17 protein-coding genes are annotated in these 13938 nt (G+C 70.9%); 8 read left to right on the top strand and 9 right to left on the bottom strand.

The window, feature by feature from the left end:
- Window positions 1-75 precede the first annotated feature (75 nt).
- The gene (locus EJC51_RS30640) at window positions 76-813 is read left to right on the top strand and encodes a GntR family transcriptional regulator (protein ID WP_126274030.1); all 738 of its coding nucleotides are present in this window, start codon (window positions 76-78) and stop codon (window positions 811-813) included.
- Between the two features lie 5 nt (window positions 814-818).
- A complete protein-coding gene (locus tag EJC51_RS30645; protein WP_244362923.1) occupies window positions 819-2069 on the top strand; it encodes an MFS transporter in 1251 nt (416 codons plus the stop codon).
- Here the strand turns inward: EJC51_RS30645 and EJC51_RS30650 are convergent.
- From EJC51_RS30650 to EJC51_RS30665, 4 genes are all read right to left on the bottom strand, one after another.
- A complete protein-coding gene (locus EJC51_RS30650) occupies window positions 2031-2600 on the bottom strand; it encodes a DUF4291 domain-containing protein (protein WP_126274032.1) in 570 nt (189 codons plus the stop codon). The genes EJC51_RS30645 and EJC51_RS30650 overlap by 39 nt on opposite strands.
- A 59-nt stretch (window positions 2601-2659) precedes the next feature.
- The gene (locus EJC51_RS30655) at window positions 2660-3280 is read right to left on the bottom strand and encodes a hypothetical protein (RefSeq protein WP_208870751.1); all 621 of its coding nucleotides are present in this window, start codon (window positions 3278-3280) and stop codon (window positions 2660-2662) included.
- A gap of 105 nt (window positions 3281-3385) precedes the next feature.
- Window positions 3386-4054, bottom strand: coding sequence for a peptide-methionine (S)-S-oxide reductase MsrA (gene msrA, locus EJC51_RS30660; RefSeq protein ID WP_126274034.1), 669 nt, complete (start codon window positions 4052-4054; stop codon window positions 3386-3388).
- Between the two features lie 74 nt (window positions 4055-4128).
- On the bottom strand, window positions 4129-5247 hold the full coding sequence (locus tag EJC51_RS30665) for a hypothetical protein (protein ID WP_097268305.1): 1119 nt from the start codon (window positions 5245-5247) through the stop codon (window positions 4129-4131).
- Window positions 5248-5390: 143 nt separating this feature from the next.
- On the opposite strand from EJC51_RS30665, the gene EJC51_RS30670 reads away from it, so the two are divergent.
- Window positions 5391-6548, top strand: a complete 1158-nt coding sequence (locus EJC51_RS30670; RefSeq protein ID WP_126274035.1) for a cystathionine gamma-synthase — start codon at window positions 5391-5393, stop codon at window positions 6546-6548.
- A 12-nt stretch (window positions 6549-6560) separates the two neighbouring features.
- Here EJC51_RS30670 and EJC51_RS30675 read toward each other — a convergent pair whose 3' ends face one another.
- The 3 genes from EJC51_RS30675 to EJC51_RS30685 form a co-directional block, all read right to left on the bottom strand.
- The gene (locus EJC51_RS30675; protein WP_126274036.1) at window positions 6561-6809 is read right to left on the bottom strand and encodes a hypothetical protein; all 249 of its coding nucleotides are present in this window, start codon (window positions 6807-6809) and stop codon (window positions 6561-6563) included.
- A 115-nt stretch (window positions 6810-6924) separates the two neighbouring features.
- Complete coding sequence (locus EJC51_RS30680) at window positions 6925-7428, bottom strand: sigma factor-like helix-turn-helix DNA-binding protein (RefSeq protein WP_126274037.1); 504 nt, start codon at window positions 7426-7428, stop codon at window positions 6925-6927.
- Between the two features lie 183 nt (window positions 7429-7611).
- Window positions 7612-8118 (bottom strand): MarR family winged helix-turn-helix transcriptional regulator, encoded by a 507-nt coding sequence (locus EJC51_RS30685; RefSeq protein WP_179143498.1) that lies wholly within the window; start codon window positions 8116-8118, stop codon window positions 7612-7614.
- Window positions 8119-8281: 163 nt separating this feature from the next.
- Here EJC51_RS30685 and ilvA point away from each other — a divergent pair, with 163 nt between their 5' ends.
- The 3 genes from ilvA (at window position 8282) to EJC51_RS30700 (ending at window position 11508) form a co-directional block, all read left to right on the top strand.
- Window positions 8282-9520: a threonine ammonia-lyase gene (gene ilvA, locus EJC51_RS30690; RefSeq protein WP_126274038.1), complete on the top strand. Its 1239-nt coding sequence runs from the start codon at window positions 8282-8284 to the stop codon at window positions 9518-9520.
- Window positions 9521-9676: 156 nt separating this feature from the next.
- Window positions 9677-10654, top strand: coding sequence for an ATP-binding cassette domain-containing protein (locus EJC51_RS30695; protein ID WP_126274039.1), 978 nt, complete (start codon window positions 9677-9679; stop codon window positions 10652-10654).
- On the top strand, window positions 10651-11508 hold the full coding sequence (locus EJC51_RS30700; RefSeq protein ID WP_126274040.1) for an ABC transporter permease: 858 nt from the start codon (window positions 10651-10653) through the stop codon (window positions 11506-11508). Before EJC51_RS30695 ends, EJC51_RS30700 begins: the two co-directional genes overlap by 4 nt.
- 58 nt (window positions 11509-11566) lie before the next feature.
- On the opposite strand, the gene greA is transcribed toward EJC51_RS30700, so the two are convergent.
- Window positions 11567-12067: a transcription elongation factor GreA gene (gene greA, locus EJC51_RS30705; protein WP_126274041.1), complete on the bottom strand. Its 501-nt coding sequence runs from the start codon at window positions 12065-12067 to the stop codon at window positions 11567-11569.
- Between the two features lie 168 nt (window positions 12068-12235).
- Window positions 12236-12634, bottom strand: a complete 399-nt coding sequence (locus EJC51_RS30710) for a DUF4307 domain-containing protein (RefSeq protein WP_126274042.1) — start codon at window positions 12632-12634, stop codon at window positions 12236-12238.
- A 160-nt stretch (window positions 12635-12794) separates the two neighbouring features.
- Here EJC51_RS30710 and mca point away from each other — a divergent pair, with 160 nt between their 5' ends.
- Together mca and EJC51_RS30720 are read left to right on the top strand one after the other, a co-directional pair.
- Window positions 12795-13655: a mycothiol conjugate amidase Mca gene (gene mca / locus EJC51_RS30715; protein ID WP_165951214.1), complete on the top strand. Its 861-nt coding sequence runs from the start codon at window positions 12795-12797 to the stop codon at window positions 13653-13655.
- The gene (locus EJC51_RS30720) at window positions 13648-13902 is read left to right on the top strand and encodes a hypothetical protein (RefSeq protein ID WP_207924775.1); all 255 of its coding nucleotides are present in this window, start codon (window positions 13648-13650) and stop codon (window positions 13900-13902) included. The genes mca and EJC51_RS30720 overlap by 8 nt, the downstream gene beginning before the upstream one ends.
- The last annotated feature ends 36 nt before the right edge of the window (window positions 13903-13938 follow it).

Here is a 13938-nt window from a genome sequence, read left to right on the forward strand (position 1 = left end):
CTTCTGCTCCAGTAGCTTTCGCGCGGTGCAGTAGCTTTCCGACGTCCTGGAGAACCAGCACCCGGAGAGTCGCAGATGCCCCGACCAGCGCCCTACTTCGCCGTGGCCGACGCGCTGCGGGCGCGGATTCTCGCGGGGGAGTGGGCCGTCGGCGGGCGGCTTCCGTCGCGTGCGCGACTCGCCGAGGAGTACGGCGTCGGGCGCAACGTGACGCAGCGGGCCGTGGACCGGCTGATCGCCGAGGGGCTGCTGGAGGGCCGGGCCGGCTCCGGGACGTACCTCCGCACACCCCGCGAACGCCTGCGGATGGTCCGCTCCCGGTACCGTGGGCGTGCCGTGCCGGAGGAGCGCGGCAGGGCCAACTCCTGGGACGCGCACAGCGAGACGGGCGTCCCCGCGTCCGAGGCGATCGCCGAGCGGCTGGCCATCGCCCCCGGCGACCTCTGCGTCACCACGCACTACGAGTTCCTCGCCGACGGCCGCCCCGTCCAACTCTCCCAGTCCTGGGAGCCGTTGGCCCTCACGGACGGAACGCCGGTCATGCTGCCCGAGCGGGGTCCACTGGCCGGCCGGGGCGTGGTGGCGCGGATGCGCTCCATCGGCGTACAGGTCGAGACCGTCGTAGAACTGCCGCGCCCGGCTCGCGCGACCCCGGCGCAGGCGCATCTGCTGGGGATCGGGGCCGGGGACCTGGTGCTCCTGATCGAACGGACCCTCTACGACACCACCGGACGCCCGGTGGAGACCGCCGACATGGTCATCCCGGACGGATGCCGGGAAGTGGTGTACGAGTTCAAGGCCGATGCCCGGTGAGTCGGGTGACCGCACCGTCCACCCCGGCTGCCTCCGGGCTGCTCCGTGATCCGGGCTTCCGGCGTCTGTTCGCCGCCACCGCCCTGGGGCAGCTCGGCGATCGCGTCCTCTTCCTGGCGCTGCCGCTGGTCGCGATCGTGGCGTTGCGGGCGGACGAGTTCCAGGTCGGACTGCTGACCGCCATGACCACGGCGGGCTCACTCCTGGTGGGGCTGCCCGCGGGAGCGTGGGTGGACCGGATGCGGAAACGGCCGGTGGTGATCGGCACCGATCTGGCCAGGGCGCTGGCCCTGTCGACGATCCCGGTGGCGTGGTGGGCGGGCGTGCTGACCGTCTGGTGGCTCTACGCGGTGGCCCTCGTGCACGGGGTGCTGACGGTCTTCTTCGATGTCGCGTACGTCAGTTGGCTGCCGCGGCTGGTGGGGCGCGAACGGCTCGTCGAGGGGAACTCGCGGCTCTCCGCGATCCGTTCGGTGACCAGCATCGGCGGTCCGGCGCTGGCGGGACCGCTCATCGGCGCGGTGGGCGCGCCCGCGACGCTGGTGGTGAGTGCGGCGGGCATGGCCGTGTCGGGGCTGCTGGCGACGGGCATCCGGACCCGCGAACCGAGGCCGGTGCCTCGTGAACACCCGCGGCTGGGACGGGAGATCAGGGAGGGCGTGAGATTCGTCCTGGACCATCCCGCCCTGCGCGCGACCGTCCTCGGGGACGCCGTCTTCAACCTCTCCCTGGTCATGTACCAGACCATGCTGATGGTCCACCTCGCACGGGAGGTGGGCCTCGCCTCCTTCGGCGTCGGCCTGGTCCTGTCCGGGATGGGGTGCGGTGCGCTGCTGGGCGCGCTGTCGGCCGGGAGGGTCGCGGCGCGCGTGGGGCAGGGACGGGTCATCTGGCTGGCACCCCTGGTGACCTGCCCCCTGACGGCCCTGATGCCGATGGCGAGACCGGGGTGGAGCGTGTACGTGGCGGCGTTGGGTCTCGCGGCGCTCTCCCTGGGCGGGGTCGTCCGTGTCGTGGCGCAGTCGAGCCTCCAACAGGCGCTGACTCCGGACCACTTGCTGGGCCGGATGAGCGCGACGGCCCGCTTCGTGTCCTGGGGCGGCATTCCGCTGGGCGGGCTGCTGGGAGGGGCGACGGGCTCGGCCGTCGGTCCGGCGGCCACGCTGTGGATCGGCGCGACGGGGATGACGCTGAGCGCGCTTCCCGCCTGCCTGTGGTCACTCCGGGGTGGGAAAGGGGCGCTCGGGCGGCAGTAGCCGCGCCGCCGACTCCAGCTCGCCGTTGCTGACCAGTGCGTGGATCTCATGGGCGAGCGGTGTCACGTCACGGATGGCCACCGTCCACTCGTCGGCGTAGCGGCGGGCGGCCTCGCCGGAAAGGCCGAGCTGCAAGGATCGGTACGGCAGTGGCCGCAGCCGTAGATCCCGCTCGGGGTCCCACTGGACGCGGGCCGGGGAGCGCTTCAACTGCCGTTGCCAGGTGGCCCGGTCGGGGTGAACCTCGCGGACGTAGCTCGACAGGCACGAGTTCCGTAGCGCCCACTCGAAGCCGTCGCGGGTGACCTCCACGGCCAGGACGGTCTCCTGGCCTTCCTTGGTGCCCCATCCGCAGCGGTACATCATCCACAGGAAGCTGGGCTTGATCCAGGTCATACGGTCACGCTTCCAGGCCGCGGGGAAACGCCCGTCGCGGGCGGCGGGGAGGCCGATCGCGGGGGAGTAGGCCTGGTAGACGGTGACGGTGGAGGGCGTGTGGACGGCGCGGATCTGATGCTGGGGGACTTCCATGCGGTACAGCGTGCGGGTGACGGACGAGGGGTGACGAATGATTTTCCGCGTCGATGCCGTCAGATGGGGCGGGTCCAGAGGGTGAGGTCGCTGCTGGTGGCGACGGCGAGGGTGCGGCCGGAAGGGGAGAAGCCGACGGCCCGCAGCTCGCTGTAGTACGAGTGGAAGATGTGCCACCACCCCTCGCCGTGGGGCTCACGGTGCGGCATGCCACTACCGTGGGTGAGCAGGACCCGATCATGCGGCCAGGCGGGCTGGACGACCTCAAGTCCCCACCCGCCGACGGCCGTCATGTGCAGCCCCCCGCCGAAGAGCCCGGCGATGCGCACCCTGGCACCGGCGACCGGCCCGAGCCCCGGGCAGGTCAGGTCGTCGGTCCCGTCCGGGGTGCAGTCCTCGTCGCCGGGATCCCGGTCCCGGGCGATCTTCTCCCCGCTGACGGCGTCGAAGAGCCCGTGCCCGTCCTGCGAGACGACCATGACCAGGTCGTTCCCACTCTCGGGATGCGTCGCGAACCCGATCCCGAGCAGCCCGCCGACCGGTGCGCAGGAGGCGTGACGCGGGGAGAAGACGGGCTGCCAGGGGGCGGGCGCGGGCAGCACGGGGGCGGCGAGAAACCGGTCGCGGAGGGCTTGTTGATACGGGGTGAGCTGGTGCTGGTCCACACCGCCATGATCCATGAACCGACGACCCCGAGGGCGGGGTGGGTGGCGTCGTAGATCGAGGAGGGGATTCACCGGACCAGCGAACAGCCGGGCGAGCACCTCGACGTCGGTTACCTGGACTCACCGACCGGCCTCGACCACCCCTACGGGACACGACACCCCGGTCCCGCCGATGCCGCAGTATCCCGCCGGGTTCTTGTCGAGGTACTGCTGGTGATACGCCTCCGCCGCGTAGAACGGGCGGCCTTCCGTCGGGAGGATTTCCGTGGTGATCGTGCGGTGGTGGCCCGAGGCTGTCAGGGCCTTCTGGTAGGTGTCGCGGGAGGACAGTGCCGTTTCGGCCTGGGCGGGGGTGTGGGTGTGGATCGCCGAGCGGTACTGGGTGCCCACGTCGTTGCCCTGGCGGAAGCCCTGGGTGGGGTCGTGGGATTCCCAGAAGGTCCTCAGGAGACGGTCGTAGGGCAGGACGGCGGGGTCGAAGACCACGCGGACCACCTCCGTGTGGCCGGTGAGGCCCGAACACACCTCCTCGTAGGTGGGGTTCTCGGTGTGGCCGCCCTGGTAGCCGACCAGGGTCGTGTACACACCGGCCGGGAGCTGCCAGAACTTGCGCTCGGCTCCCCAGAAGCAGCCCAGGCCGAAGTCGGCGATCTCCAGGCCCTCGGGGTAGGGGCCCAGGAGCGGGGTGCCGAGCACGGTGTGGTGGTCGGGGAGACGGTACAGCGGCTCGGGGCGGCCCTTCAGCGCCTGTTCGGCGGTGGGCAGGACGGGCGTACGGCCGAACAGCATGGCTGACTCCTTCGTCGGGGAGGGCGGCACGGCCGTCAACACCGGCCCGCCCCACGGCATTCCGGTACCCGGTCTCAGTGCGGCAGCGTCGCCGGGCTGCCGCCGTTCGCCTCGTAACCCGCCACCGCCAGCGCCCGGTAGACCGCGAACTCCGCCGCCGGGTCGGGGGACAGGGTCCACGGCAGGGCGCCCACATGGCCGTCGATGTGGAGGAGCTGGTTCATGGCCTCCGCCCAACGCTCGCCGCGGACCAGGAAGAACACCAGCATGTGCCGGACGTGCGCCAGCATCGGGTCGTCCGCGCGGGCCGAGTGGACGGCGTGCAGGGCGCCGTGTATCGCCTTCGTCACGACCTCGCTCTGATAGAAGCCGGCGACCAGGTTGACCTCGGGCAGGTGCTCGAAGACCGCGAACAGCGGCATCGCCGAGAGGAGGGAGCCCTGGGGCGCGCGGGCCGCGGCCGCCTCCGCGAAGGACATCGCCTGCTCGCGCGAACCGTGCCACTTCTCGCACCAGTAGTGCAGCGCCGCCAGATGCGCACCCATGTGCGCCGGCGCGCGGTCCAGGATCTTCAGCCAGAGCTGCTCGAACTCCTCGCGGGAGTACGCGAGTCCGCGCGCGACCGACAGCTCGACGATGTACGGGATCGGGTCACCCGGAGCCAGCAGCGCCGCCTCGCCGCACGCCGCCTTCGCCTCCTCCATGATGATCCGGAAGTCGTCCGTGCCCGGCGTCGCCGTCCGCCACGCCTGCTGCACCAGGAACTCCGCGTGCACCGCCGCGCCGCCCGCGTCCTTCGGCGCCTCGGCCCGCCACACCCGCAGCCACTGCCCGCCCGGCGTCTCGCTCACCCCGCCCGGCCGCCGCGCCAGCTCCAGGGAGGCCGCCCCCGCGAAGGCCTGCACCCGCTGCCAGCGCAGCTCGCCCGCCGCCTCGGTGCCGGCGAGGAGCTGGGAGGCCGCGCGGTAGTCCTGGGTGCGCTGCACCAGGTCCAGGACGTCCAGCAGGTCCTGGTCGGGGCCGGGCATCCGGACGTCCAGCTCCTCCTGCCGTACGAAACCGTAGTCCGCCGGGTCCGCGGCGTCGGGGTGGCCCGGCGGGACCTGCTCGATCATGCCCCGTCGACGCCTCAGGACGGGCAGCACCACGAAGCCCAGCATGACCACGGCCATCAGGACCCAGAGAATCTCCATGCCACAAGCGTTCCAGACGCCGCCGACAATTGGCCAACCAGGCCCCCGGCCTGTGGACAACCCGCCCTCGATCCTTCCCCAGCGGACGGCATGTACATCTCATCGCCGACATCGGTCCGGAATGCGGACTACGCTCGGGGCCCATGAGCGACAGGCACATCAGTCAGCACTTCGAGACCCTCGCGATCCACGCGGGCAACACCGCCGATCCCCTGACCGGCGCGGTCGTCCCGCCGATCTACCAGGTCTCCACCTACAAGCAGGACGGCGTCGGCGGGCTCCGCGGCGGCTACGAGTACAGCCGCAGCGCCAACCCCACCCGCACCGCCCTGGAGGAGAACCTCGCCGCCCTCGAGGGCGGCCGCCGGGGTCTCGCGTTCGCGTCCGGACTGGCGGCCGAGGACTGCCTGTTGCGTACGCTGCTCAGCCCCGGCGATCACGTGGTCATCCCGAACGACGCGTACGGCGGCACGTTCCGCCTCTTCGCCAAGGTCGTCGCCCGCTGGGGCGTGGAGTGGTCGGTCGCCGACACCAGCGACCCCGCCGCCGTGCGGGCCGCCATCACCCCGAAGACCAAGGCCGTGTGGGTGGAGACCCCCTCCAACCCGCTGCTCGGCATCACCGACATCGCCGCCGTCGCCCAGGTCGCCCGGGACGCGGGCGCCAAGCTCGTCGTCGACAACACCTTCGCCACGCCGTACCTCCAGCAGCCGCTGGCGCTCGGCGCCGACGTCGTCGTGCACTCCCTGACCAAGTACATGGGCGGCCACTCCGACGTCGTCGGCGGTGCGCTCGTCACCGGTGACGAGGCACTCGGCGAGGAACTGGCGTACCACCAGAACGCGATGGGCGCGGTCGCCGGGCCCTTCGACTCCTGGCTGGTGCTGCGCGGCACCAAGACGCTGTCCGTCCGCATGGACCGGCACAGCGAGAACGCCACCAAGGTCGCCGACATGCTGACCCGGCACGCGCGCGTGACGAAGGTCCTCTACCCGGGCCTGGAGGACCACCCCGGGCACGAGGTCGCCGCCAAGCAGATGCGCGCGTTCGGCGGCATGGTGTCGTTCCGGGTCGAGGGCGGCGAGGAGGCGGCCGTCGAGGTCTGCAACCGCGCCAAGGTCTTCACGCTGGGCGAGTCCCTGGGCGGTGTCGAGTCCCTGATCGAGCACCCCGGCCGCATGACGCACGCGTCCGTGGCGGGCAGCGCCCTGGAGGTGCCGGCCGACCTGGTGCGCCTGTCCGTGGGCATCGAGAACGTCGACGACCTGCTGGAAGACCTCCAGCAGGCGCTGGGCCGCTAGGGCCCGTCCGGCTCACCAGTCGGTCAGCGGTGGAGTCGTCGTCGACGGCGGCTCCACCCAGGGGCGGGCCATCACCGCCCACACCACGAACGCCACGCTCGCCGCGAACAGCAGGAACCACAGCACGCGGCGGGCCGCCCGCCTGCGCCGCAGCATCCGGGCGCCCCGGCGCACCACCTCGTCGTGCAGCTCCGGCGGCACCAGCGGCGGCACCTGGTCCATGACCCGCCGCACCGCGGCCTCCCGCTCGGGCCGATTCACCGCCGCCCCCTTCCGGCCGGGCCGCCGACCCGCCCAGGCCCCCTCATGAGCCGCTCGGGCCGGTTCACCGCCGCCCCCTTCCTGCCTGCCGGGCCGCCGATCCGCCCCGGCCCCCTCATGACGCCGCCACCTTCGCCCCGCCCACCGTCGGGGCCGGGCCCCGTGGCGGGTGGAGCAACGTCGCCGTCGCCCGGTCGCAGATCGTGTGGACGCGCTCCGTCGGCAGGCCGAGGAGTGCCGCCGTCTGTTCCTCGGCGACCCCTTCGTAGAGCCGCAGGACGAGGACGAGCCGCTCCTGCGGCGCCAGGCCGGCCAGGGGGCAGGCGGGATGGGGGCGGGCGCCGAACAGGCCGCCGTACTGGTGCCACGCGCTGCGGGCGAAGCGGGTGGCCAGGTACTGGCGGGTCCGGTCGTACGGGTCCTCGCCGTGCAGTCCGTCCCAGCACGCGTACGTGTGCGCCAGCGACAGCGTGAGCAGGCGCCGCGCGCGCGGGTTGGCGTCCGGGGCCTCCGCCGTGAGGAGCGTCGCGGCATGCAGCAGCCGGCCGGCCGCGCCCGCGACGAACGACTTGAACTCCCGGGCCCGGCGGGCGTCCTGCGACGCATGCCGTTGTCGCACCGCGCCTCCCGCCTCAGGCCGACCGTACGAGGGAACGGGACCCTGGTCGCGTACGGGATACGGAACCGTGTGCGACTCGGGACCCGGTCTCATATGAGGCCAGGGGTGGCCTTTCGGTCAAGAGCCGCGCGCCGTTCCGCCCCGGCGGGCGCGCACGGCGACCCTGGAGCTCTCCGGCGTCCGTCAGGAAGCCGTCGGCGCATCCGCCCCCGGCAGCCCCTGGGCCGCCATCCGGGAGGAGAGCGCGGTGTTGAAGCGCGTGAGGAGCGTGCAGAACGCCTCGCGCTCCTCCGGCGCCCAGTCGTGTGTCAGCTCGGCCATCAACTGACGCCGGGAGGAACGTACTTCCTCCAGGCGCGACAGCCCGCGCGGGGACAGCTGGAGCACCACCGCGCGCCCGTCCTCCGGGTGCGAGGTGCGCTTGACGAGCCCGGTGTCCACGAGCGGTGCCACCTGCCGGGTGACCGTCGACGAGTCGATGCCCATGCTCGCGGCGAGCGCCTTGACGCCCATCGGGCCTTCCTTGTCGAGGCGGTTGAGCAGCAGGTATGCGGCGCGGTCCATGGAGTTGCGCACCTGCCCCACCCCGCCGAGCCGGGTCTGTTCGGCACGGCGGGCGAAGACCGCCACCTCGTGCTGGAGCGTGTCGAGGAGACCGGTGTCACCGACGGTCGTCATGTCCATCGACATTTCAGGTGTTGTGGGCATGGCCGGGGGCTCGCTTCAGGTAAAGGGTGCTGGGTTGGGGGACAGGGTACGCGGCCGGAAGGCGGGCCGTACCGGCGCTGCGCAAACCGGTCTCGGAGGTTGGTCACAGCGGTCGCTCCCGCCTGTGAACTGCGATGCTTGTGTCATGAGCTATGGCACGGCTGACTCCTTGCACTCCCTGCGGCCCGTCACCCTCGACGATGTGCGCGGCGCCCAGAAGATGCTCACGGGCGTGGCGCGGGTGACCGCGATGGAGGGCAGCCGGCACCTCTCCCAGCTGGTGGGTGCGCCGGTGCACTTCAAGTGCGAGAACCTCCAGCGCACGGGGTCCTTCAAGCTGCGTGGCGCCTACGTCCGGATCGCCGGCCTGCTGCCCGAGGAGCGCGCGGCCGGGGTCGTCGCCGCGAGCGCGGGCAACCACGCGCAGGGTGTCGCGCTGGCGTCGTCGCTGCTGGGTGTGCGGTCGACGGTGTTCATGCCGAAGGGCGCCCCGCTGCCCAAGATCAGCGCGACCCGGGAGTACGGCGCCGAGGTGAGGCTGCACGGGCAGGTGGTCGACGAGACGCTGGCCGCCGCGCAGGAGTACGCGGAGCGGACGGGGGCGGTGTTCATCCACCCCTTCGACCACCCGGACGTCATCGCGGGCCAGGGCACGGTCGGCCTGGAGATCCTGGAGCAGTGCCCCGAGGTGCGCACGATCGTCCTCGGGATCGGGGGCGGCGGTCTCGCGGCCGGCGTCGCGGTCGCGGTGAAGTCGCTGCGGCCCGATGTGCGGATCGTGGGCGTCCAGGCGGCGGGCGCGGCGGCGTACCCGCCCTCGCTGGCGGCCGGGCGCCCGATGTCGATCGAGAACCCGGCGACGATGGCCGACGGCATGAAGGTCGGGCGGCCCGGCGACGTGCCGTTCGAGATCGTGGGCGAACTCGTCGACGAGGTGCGGACGGTCAGCGAGGACGAGCTGTCCGCCGCGCTGCTGCTGAGCCTGGAGCGGGCCAAGCTGGTCGTCGAGCCGGCCGGCGCGAGCCCCGTCGCGGCGCTGCTGAGCGACCCCGGCGCCTTCGAGGGACCGGTCGTCGCGGTGCTGTCCGGCGGCAACGTCGACCCGGTGCTGCTTCAGCGCGTCCTGCGGCACGGCATGGCCGCGCAGGGCCGCTACCTGGCCGTACGTCTGCGCCTGACGGACCGTCCCGGCGCCCTCGCCACGCTCCTCGGGGTGTTGTCAGTGGTCGACGCTAATGTCCTCGACGTGAGCCATGTGCGGACCGACCCCCGGCTCGGGTTCACGGAGGCGGAGGTCGAGCTGCACCTGGAGACGAAGGGTCCCGAGCACTGCGCCGAGGTCGGCCAGGCCCTGCGGAACGCGGGTTACACGGTCATCGACTGAGGTCAGCGGCTTGGATTCACCCTTTCGGGAAAATCCGTTGAGACTCGCGATACATCGCGTTATGGTGCGTCGAGAGAAGTCGAGAGAAAAAGACAGGCGACGCAACCAGCGCAAACCTAGGCTTTTCGAAGAATCCCCGACGACGTGGAGACTCATATGCCAGGCGCCATCTATGCCGAAGGCCTGGTGAAGACCTTCGGTGACGTAAGGGCTCTGGACGGCGTCGACCTGGACGTGCCGGAAGGCACCGTCCTGGGCCTGCTCGGGCCGAACGGCGCGGGCAAGACGACGGCCGTCCGCTGTCTGACGACCCTCCTGCGGCCCGACAGCGGCTCGGCGGTCGTCGCGGGCATCGACGTCCTCAAGCACCCCGACGCCGTGCGCCGTTCCATCGGACTGTCCGGCCAGTTCGCGGCGGTCGACGAGTATCTGACCGGCCGCGAGAACCTCCAGATGGTCGGCCGGCTCTACCAGATGAGGGCGAAGGCCGCGAAGGCCCGGGCGGCCGAGCTGCTGGAGCAGTTCGACCTCGCCGACGCCGCCGACCGCCCCACCAAGACCTACTCCGGCGGCATGCGCCGCCGCCTCGACCTCGCGGCCGCCCTGGTCGTCTCCCCGCCCGTGATGTTCATGGACGAACCGACCACCGGCCTGGACCCCCGCAACCGCCAGCTGCTGTGGGACGTCATCAAGCGCCTGGTCTCCGGCGGTACGACCCTGCTGCTGACCACGCAGTACCTCGAAGAGGCCGACCACCTCGCCCATGACATCGCCGTCGTCGACCACGGCCGGCTCATCGCCCAGGGCACCTCCGACCAGCTCAAGGCCCGCACCGGCGGCGAGCGCGTCGAGGTCGTCGTCCATGAGCGCGAGGACATCGCGACCGCCTCCGAGGTCCTGCGCGGCTTCGGCAAGGGCGACACCACGGTCGAGGAGCACACCCGCAAGCTCACCGTCCCCGTCACCGGGGGCGCCAAGCTGCTCGCCGAGGTCATCCGCGAGCTCGACACCCGGGGCATCGAGATCGACGACATCGGTTTGCGCCGCCCCACCCTCGACGACGTGTTCCTCTCCCTGACCGGCCATGTGGCCGAGGAGGCCATCACGAACAACGAGGAGGCCGTCAAGAAATGAGCACCGCCACCGACACCGCACGCGTCGCACCGGCCGGCAACCCGGTCAGCCAGTCCGTCCGGGACTCCATGGTCGTCGCCCAGCGCAACCTCATCCGGATGTCCCGCATCCCCGAGATGATCATCTACGGGCTGATCCAGCCCATCATGTTCGTGGTGCTGTTCACCTACGTCTTCGGCGGCTCCATGCAGATCGGCGGCAGCACCAGCGCCGTCGACTACAAGAACTTCCTGATGGCCGGCATCTTCGCGCAGACCGTCACGTTCGCCACCGCCAGCTCCGGCGCGGGCATCGCCGACGACATGCACAAGGGGCTCATCGACCGCTTCCGCTCCCTGCCCATGGCCAGGGGCGCGGTGCTCACCGGGCGCACCTTCGCCGACCTCGTCCAGACCGCGCTCACCCTGGTCGTCCTCGCGGTGGTCGCCCTGCTGGTCGGCTGGCGCGTCGGATCGGACGCGCCCACCAACGCCGGCAAGGTGCTGGGCGCCTTCGGGCTGCTGCTCCTGCTCGGCTACGCCTTCACCTGGATCGGCGCCCTGATCGGCATGTCCGTCCGCACCCCCGAGGCGGCCACCTCCAGCGGCCTGATCTGGCTCTTCCCGGTCACCTTCATCTCGAACGCGTTCGTGGACACCAGCCACATGACCCCGTGGCTGCGCCACATCGCCGACTGGAACCCGTTCAGCGCCACCGTCCAGGCCTGCCGCAAGCTCTTCGGCAACCCGGGCGTCTCGCCCTCCGAGGCCTGGCCGATGCAGCACCCGGTGTGGGCCTCGCTGATCTACTCGATCCTGATCATCGTCGTCTTCAGGACCCTGTCGGTCAGGAAGTACCGCTCGGCGACCGCATGACAAAGCCCCCGGTGTCCCAGGGGACACCGGGGGCCGTCACGGGCGGGGTGCAGCCGGCTCAGCCGTTGTAGGGCGCCGCCTTCAGGATCTTCACGGAGGCCTTCTTGCCGTTGGGCAGCTCGTACTCCGCGTCCTCGCCGACCTTGTGGCCGATCACGCCGGAGCCCAGCGGGGACTGCGGCGAGTAGGTCTCGATGTCGGAGCTGGCGTACTCGCGGGAGGCGAGCAGGAAGGTCATCGTGTCGTCCTCGTCGCCGTCGAAGGCGATCGTCACGACCATGCCGGGGGCCACCGCGCCGTCGGCGGACGCCGGGGCCTCGCCGACCTTGGCCTTCTCCAGGAGCTGGGTCAGCTGGCGGATGCGGAGCTCCTGCTTGCCCTGCTCTTCCTTGGCCGCGTGGTACCCGCCGTTCTCGCGCAGGTCGCCCTCCTCGCGCGCGGCCGCGATCTTCGCGGTGACTTCCTCGCGCGCGGGACCAGACAGGTACGCCAGCTCTTCCTTGAGCTTGGTGTACGCCTCCTGCGTAAGCCAGGTGACGTCTTCGCTGGTCTGGGTCACAGGTGCTCCTCGTAGGTACTGGGAATACAAAGCATCGCCCTACCCAGAAGAATGTTCCTTCACGGATGGGCGAAACCACGAGCCTAACAATTCAGCGGCCGAAGGGGGAGGACATAAGCCATCAGAATCACGTCAAAGCAGGTCAGCCACTACGTAATGCGGCTGAACTCAGTCGGCGTGGCAGCCCAGCAGCTCGGCGGTGGTGCCCGGGGACGTCGTACGGAGCGTGACGACCTTGTCGATCCGGGTGGCGTCACCGGAGAAGCGGAAATCGGCCCGGCCGACCTCGGCGCCGTTCTCGGCCTGGGAGCGGATCGTGCAGTAGCCGCTGGCGCCGGCGTCCTTGCGGACCTCCAGATGGACCTGCACCGAGTCCTTGCCCGGCTCGAAGGTGATCACTTCGGCGCTGATCTCGTTCTTGGCGACGTAGTGCCAGGCGAAATAGCCCAGCAGCGCGACCAGCAGGGCCCCGAACGCGACGGCGGCGATCCTGAGCTTGCGGTCGGCGCGCTCGTCCGAGGAGCGGCCGTAACGGCCCTCGGGCAGTCGCGTGGTCGACGCGCTCATGATCGTCCTCTCGGCAGAAACCGGACGGAAACCGGGCCGCAGCCGGACCCCGGAATTATTCGCCCTCCGATTCGGTCACTATAGAAGCCGCCGATCGCACCCGAAGACACCGGGGCGCCGACTTACTGAGGATCGAGTCTTGACTGACCAGCTGCGACTGATGGCCGTTCACGCGCACCCCGACGACGAGTCGAGCAAGGGCGCGGCCACCATGGCGAAGTACGTGTCCGAGGGGGTGGACGTGCTGGTCGTGACCTGCACGGGCGGGGAGCGCGGCTCCATCCTCAATCCGAAGCTGCAGGGCGACAAGTACATCGAGGAGCACATCCACGAGGTACGCAAGAAGGAGATGGACGAGGCCCGCGAGATCCTCGGCGTCAAGCAGGAGTGGCTCGGCTTCGTCGACTCCGGCCTGCCCGAGGGCGACCCGCTGCCCCCGCTCCCCGAGGGCTGCTTCGCCCTGGAGGACGTCGACAAGGCGGCCGGCGAGCTGGTCCGCAAGATCCGCGCGTTCCGCCCCCAGGTCATCACGACGTACGACGAGAACGGCGGCTACCCGCACCCCGACCACATCATGACCCACAAGATCTCGATGGTGGCGTTCGAGGGCGCGACGGACACCGAGAAGTACCCGGAGGCGGACTTCGGCCCCGCCTACCAGCCGCGGAAGCTCTACTACAACCAGGGCTTCAACCGCCCCCGCACCGAGGCGCTGCACCAGGCGATGCTGGACCGCGGCCTGGAGTCGCCGTACGAGGACTGGCTCAAGCGCTGGAACGAGATCGAGCGCACCGAGCGCACCCTGACCACGCACATCCCGTGCGCCGAGTTCTTCGAGATCCGCGACAAGGCCCTGATCGCGCACGCCACGCAGATCGACCCCGACGGCGGCTGGTTCAAGGTCCCGATGGAGATCCAGAAGGAGGTCTGGCCGACGGAGGAGTACGAGCTCGCCAAGTCCCTCGTCGATACCTCCCTCCCCGAGGACGACCTCTTCGCGGGCATCCGCGACAATGCCTGACATGAGCGCAAGCGTGAGCCTGGCAATGACGCACCTCGCCCCCCTCGCCAAGGAGGTGGACGAGAACAAGGTCACCCCCGGCGTCCTCGGCTTCATCGTCTTCGCGGTGATGGCGCTGGCGGTGTGGGGCCTGATGAAGAGCATGAGCCGGCGGCTGGGGAAGGTCGACTTCGAGGAGACCCCGGACCCGGAGGCCGAGACCGCCTCCGAGACGGCCTCGGCCAAGCCCGGCGCCGGCCGGAGCTGACCCCGGTCATGGCGGGTGGCGGTCAGAGCTGACCCT

It is taken from the genome of Streptomyces aquilus, assembly GCF_003955715.1.
In the GTDB taxonomy this organism is placed as follows: Bacteria; Actinomycetota; Actinomycetes; order Streptomycetales; family Streptomycetaceae; genus Streptomyces; species Streptomyces aquilus.

What these genes read in the sequence shown, in the direction of transcription:
- EJC51_RS30640 (WP_126274030.1), top strand. Translation starts at nt 76, where the DNA reads ATGCCCCGACCAGCGCCCTACTTCGCCGTGGCCGACGCGCTGCGGGCG.
- EJC51_RS30650 (WP_126274032.1), bottom strand. Translation starts at nt 2,600, where the DNA reads ATGGAAGTCCCCCAGCATCAGATCCGCGCCGTCCACACGCCCTCCACC.
- EJC51_RS30655 (WP_208870751.1), bottom strand. Translation starts at nt 3,280, where the DNA reads ATGGATCATGGCGGTGTGGACCAGCACCAGCTCACCCCGTATCAACAA.
- msrA (WP_126274034.1), bottom strand. Translation starts at nt 4,054, where the DNA reads ATGCTGTTCGGCCGTACGCCCGTCCTGCCCACCGCCGAACAGGCGCTG.
- EJC51_RS30665 (WP_097268305.1), bottom strand. Translation starts at nt 5,247, where the DNA reads ATGGAGATTCTCTGGGTCCTGATGGCCGTGGTCATGCTGGGCTTCGTG.
- EJC51_RS30670 (WP_126274035.1), top strand. Translation starts at nt 5,391, where the DNA reads ATGAGCGACAGGCACATCAGTCAGCACTTCGAGACCCTCGCGATCCAC.
- EJC51_RS30685 (WP_179143498.1), bottom strand. Translation starts at nt 8,118, where the DNA reads ATGTCGATGGACATGACGACCGTCGGTGACACCGGTCTCCTCGACACG.
- ilvA (WP_126274038.1), top strand. Translation starts at nt 8,282, where the DNA reads ATGAGCTATGGCACGGCTGACTCCTTGCACTCCCTGCGGCCCGTCACC.
- EJC51_RS30695 (WP_126274039.1), top strand. Translation starts at nt 9,677, where the DNA reads ATGCCAGGCGCCATCTATGCCGAAGGCCTGGTGAAGACCTTCGGTGAC.
- EJC51_RS30700 (WP_126274040.1), top strand. Translation starts at nt 10,651, where the DNA reads ATGAGCACCGCCACCGACACCGCACGCGTCGCACCGGCCGGCAACCCG.
- EJC51_RS30710 (WP_126274042.1), bottom strand. Translation starts at nt 12,634, where the DNA reads ATGAGCGCGTCGACCACGCGACTGCCCGAGGGCCGTTACGGCCGCTCC.
- mca (WP_165951214.1), top strand. Translation starts at nt 12,795, where the DNA reads ATGGCCGTTCACGCGCACCCCGACGACGAGTCGAGCAAGGGCGCGGCC.
- EJC51_RS30720 (WP_207924775.1), top strand. Translation starts at nt 13,648, where the DNA reads ATGCCTGACATGAGCGCAAGCGTGAGCCTGGCAATGACGCACCTCGCC.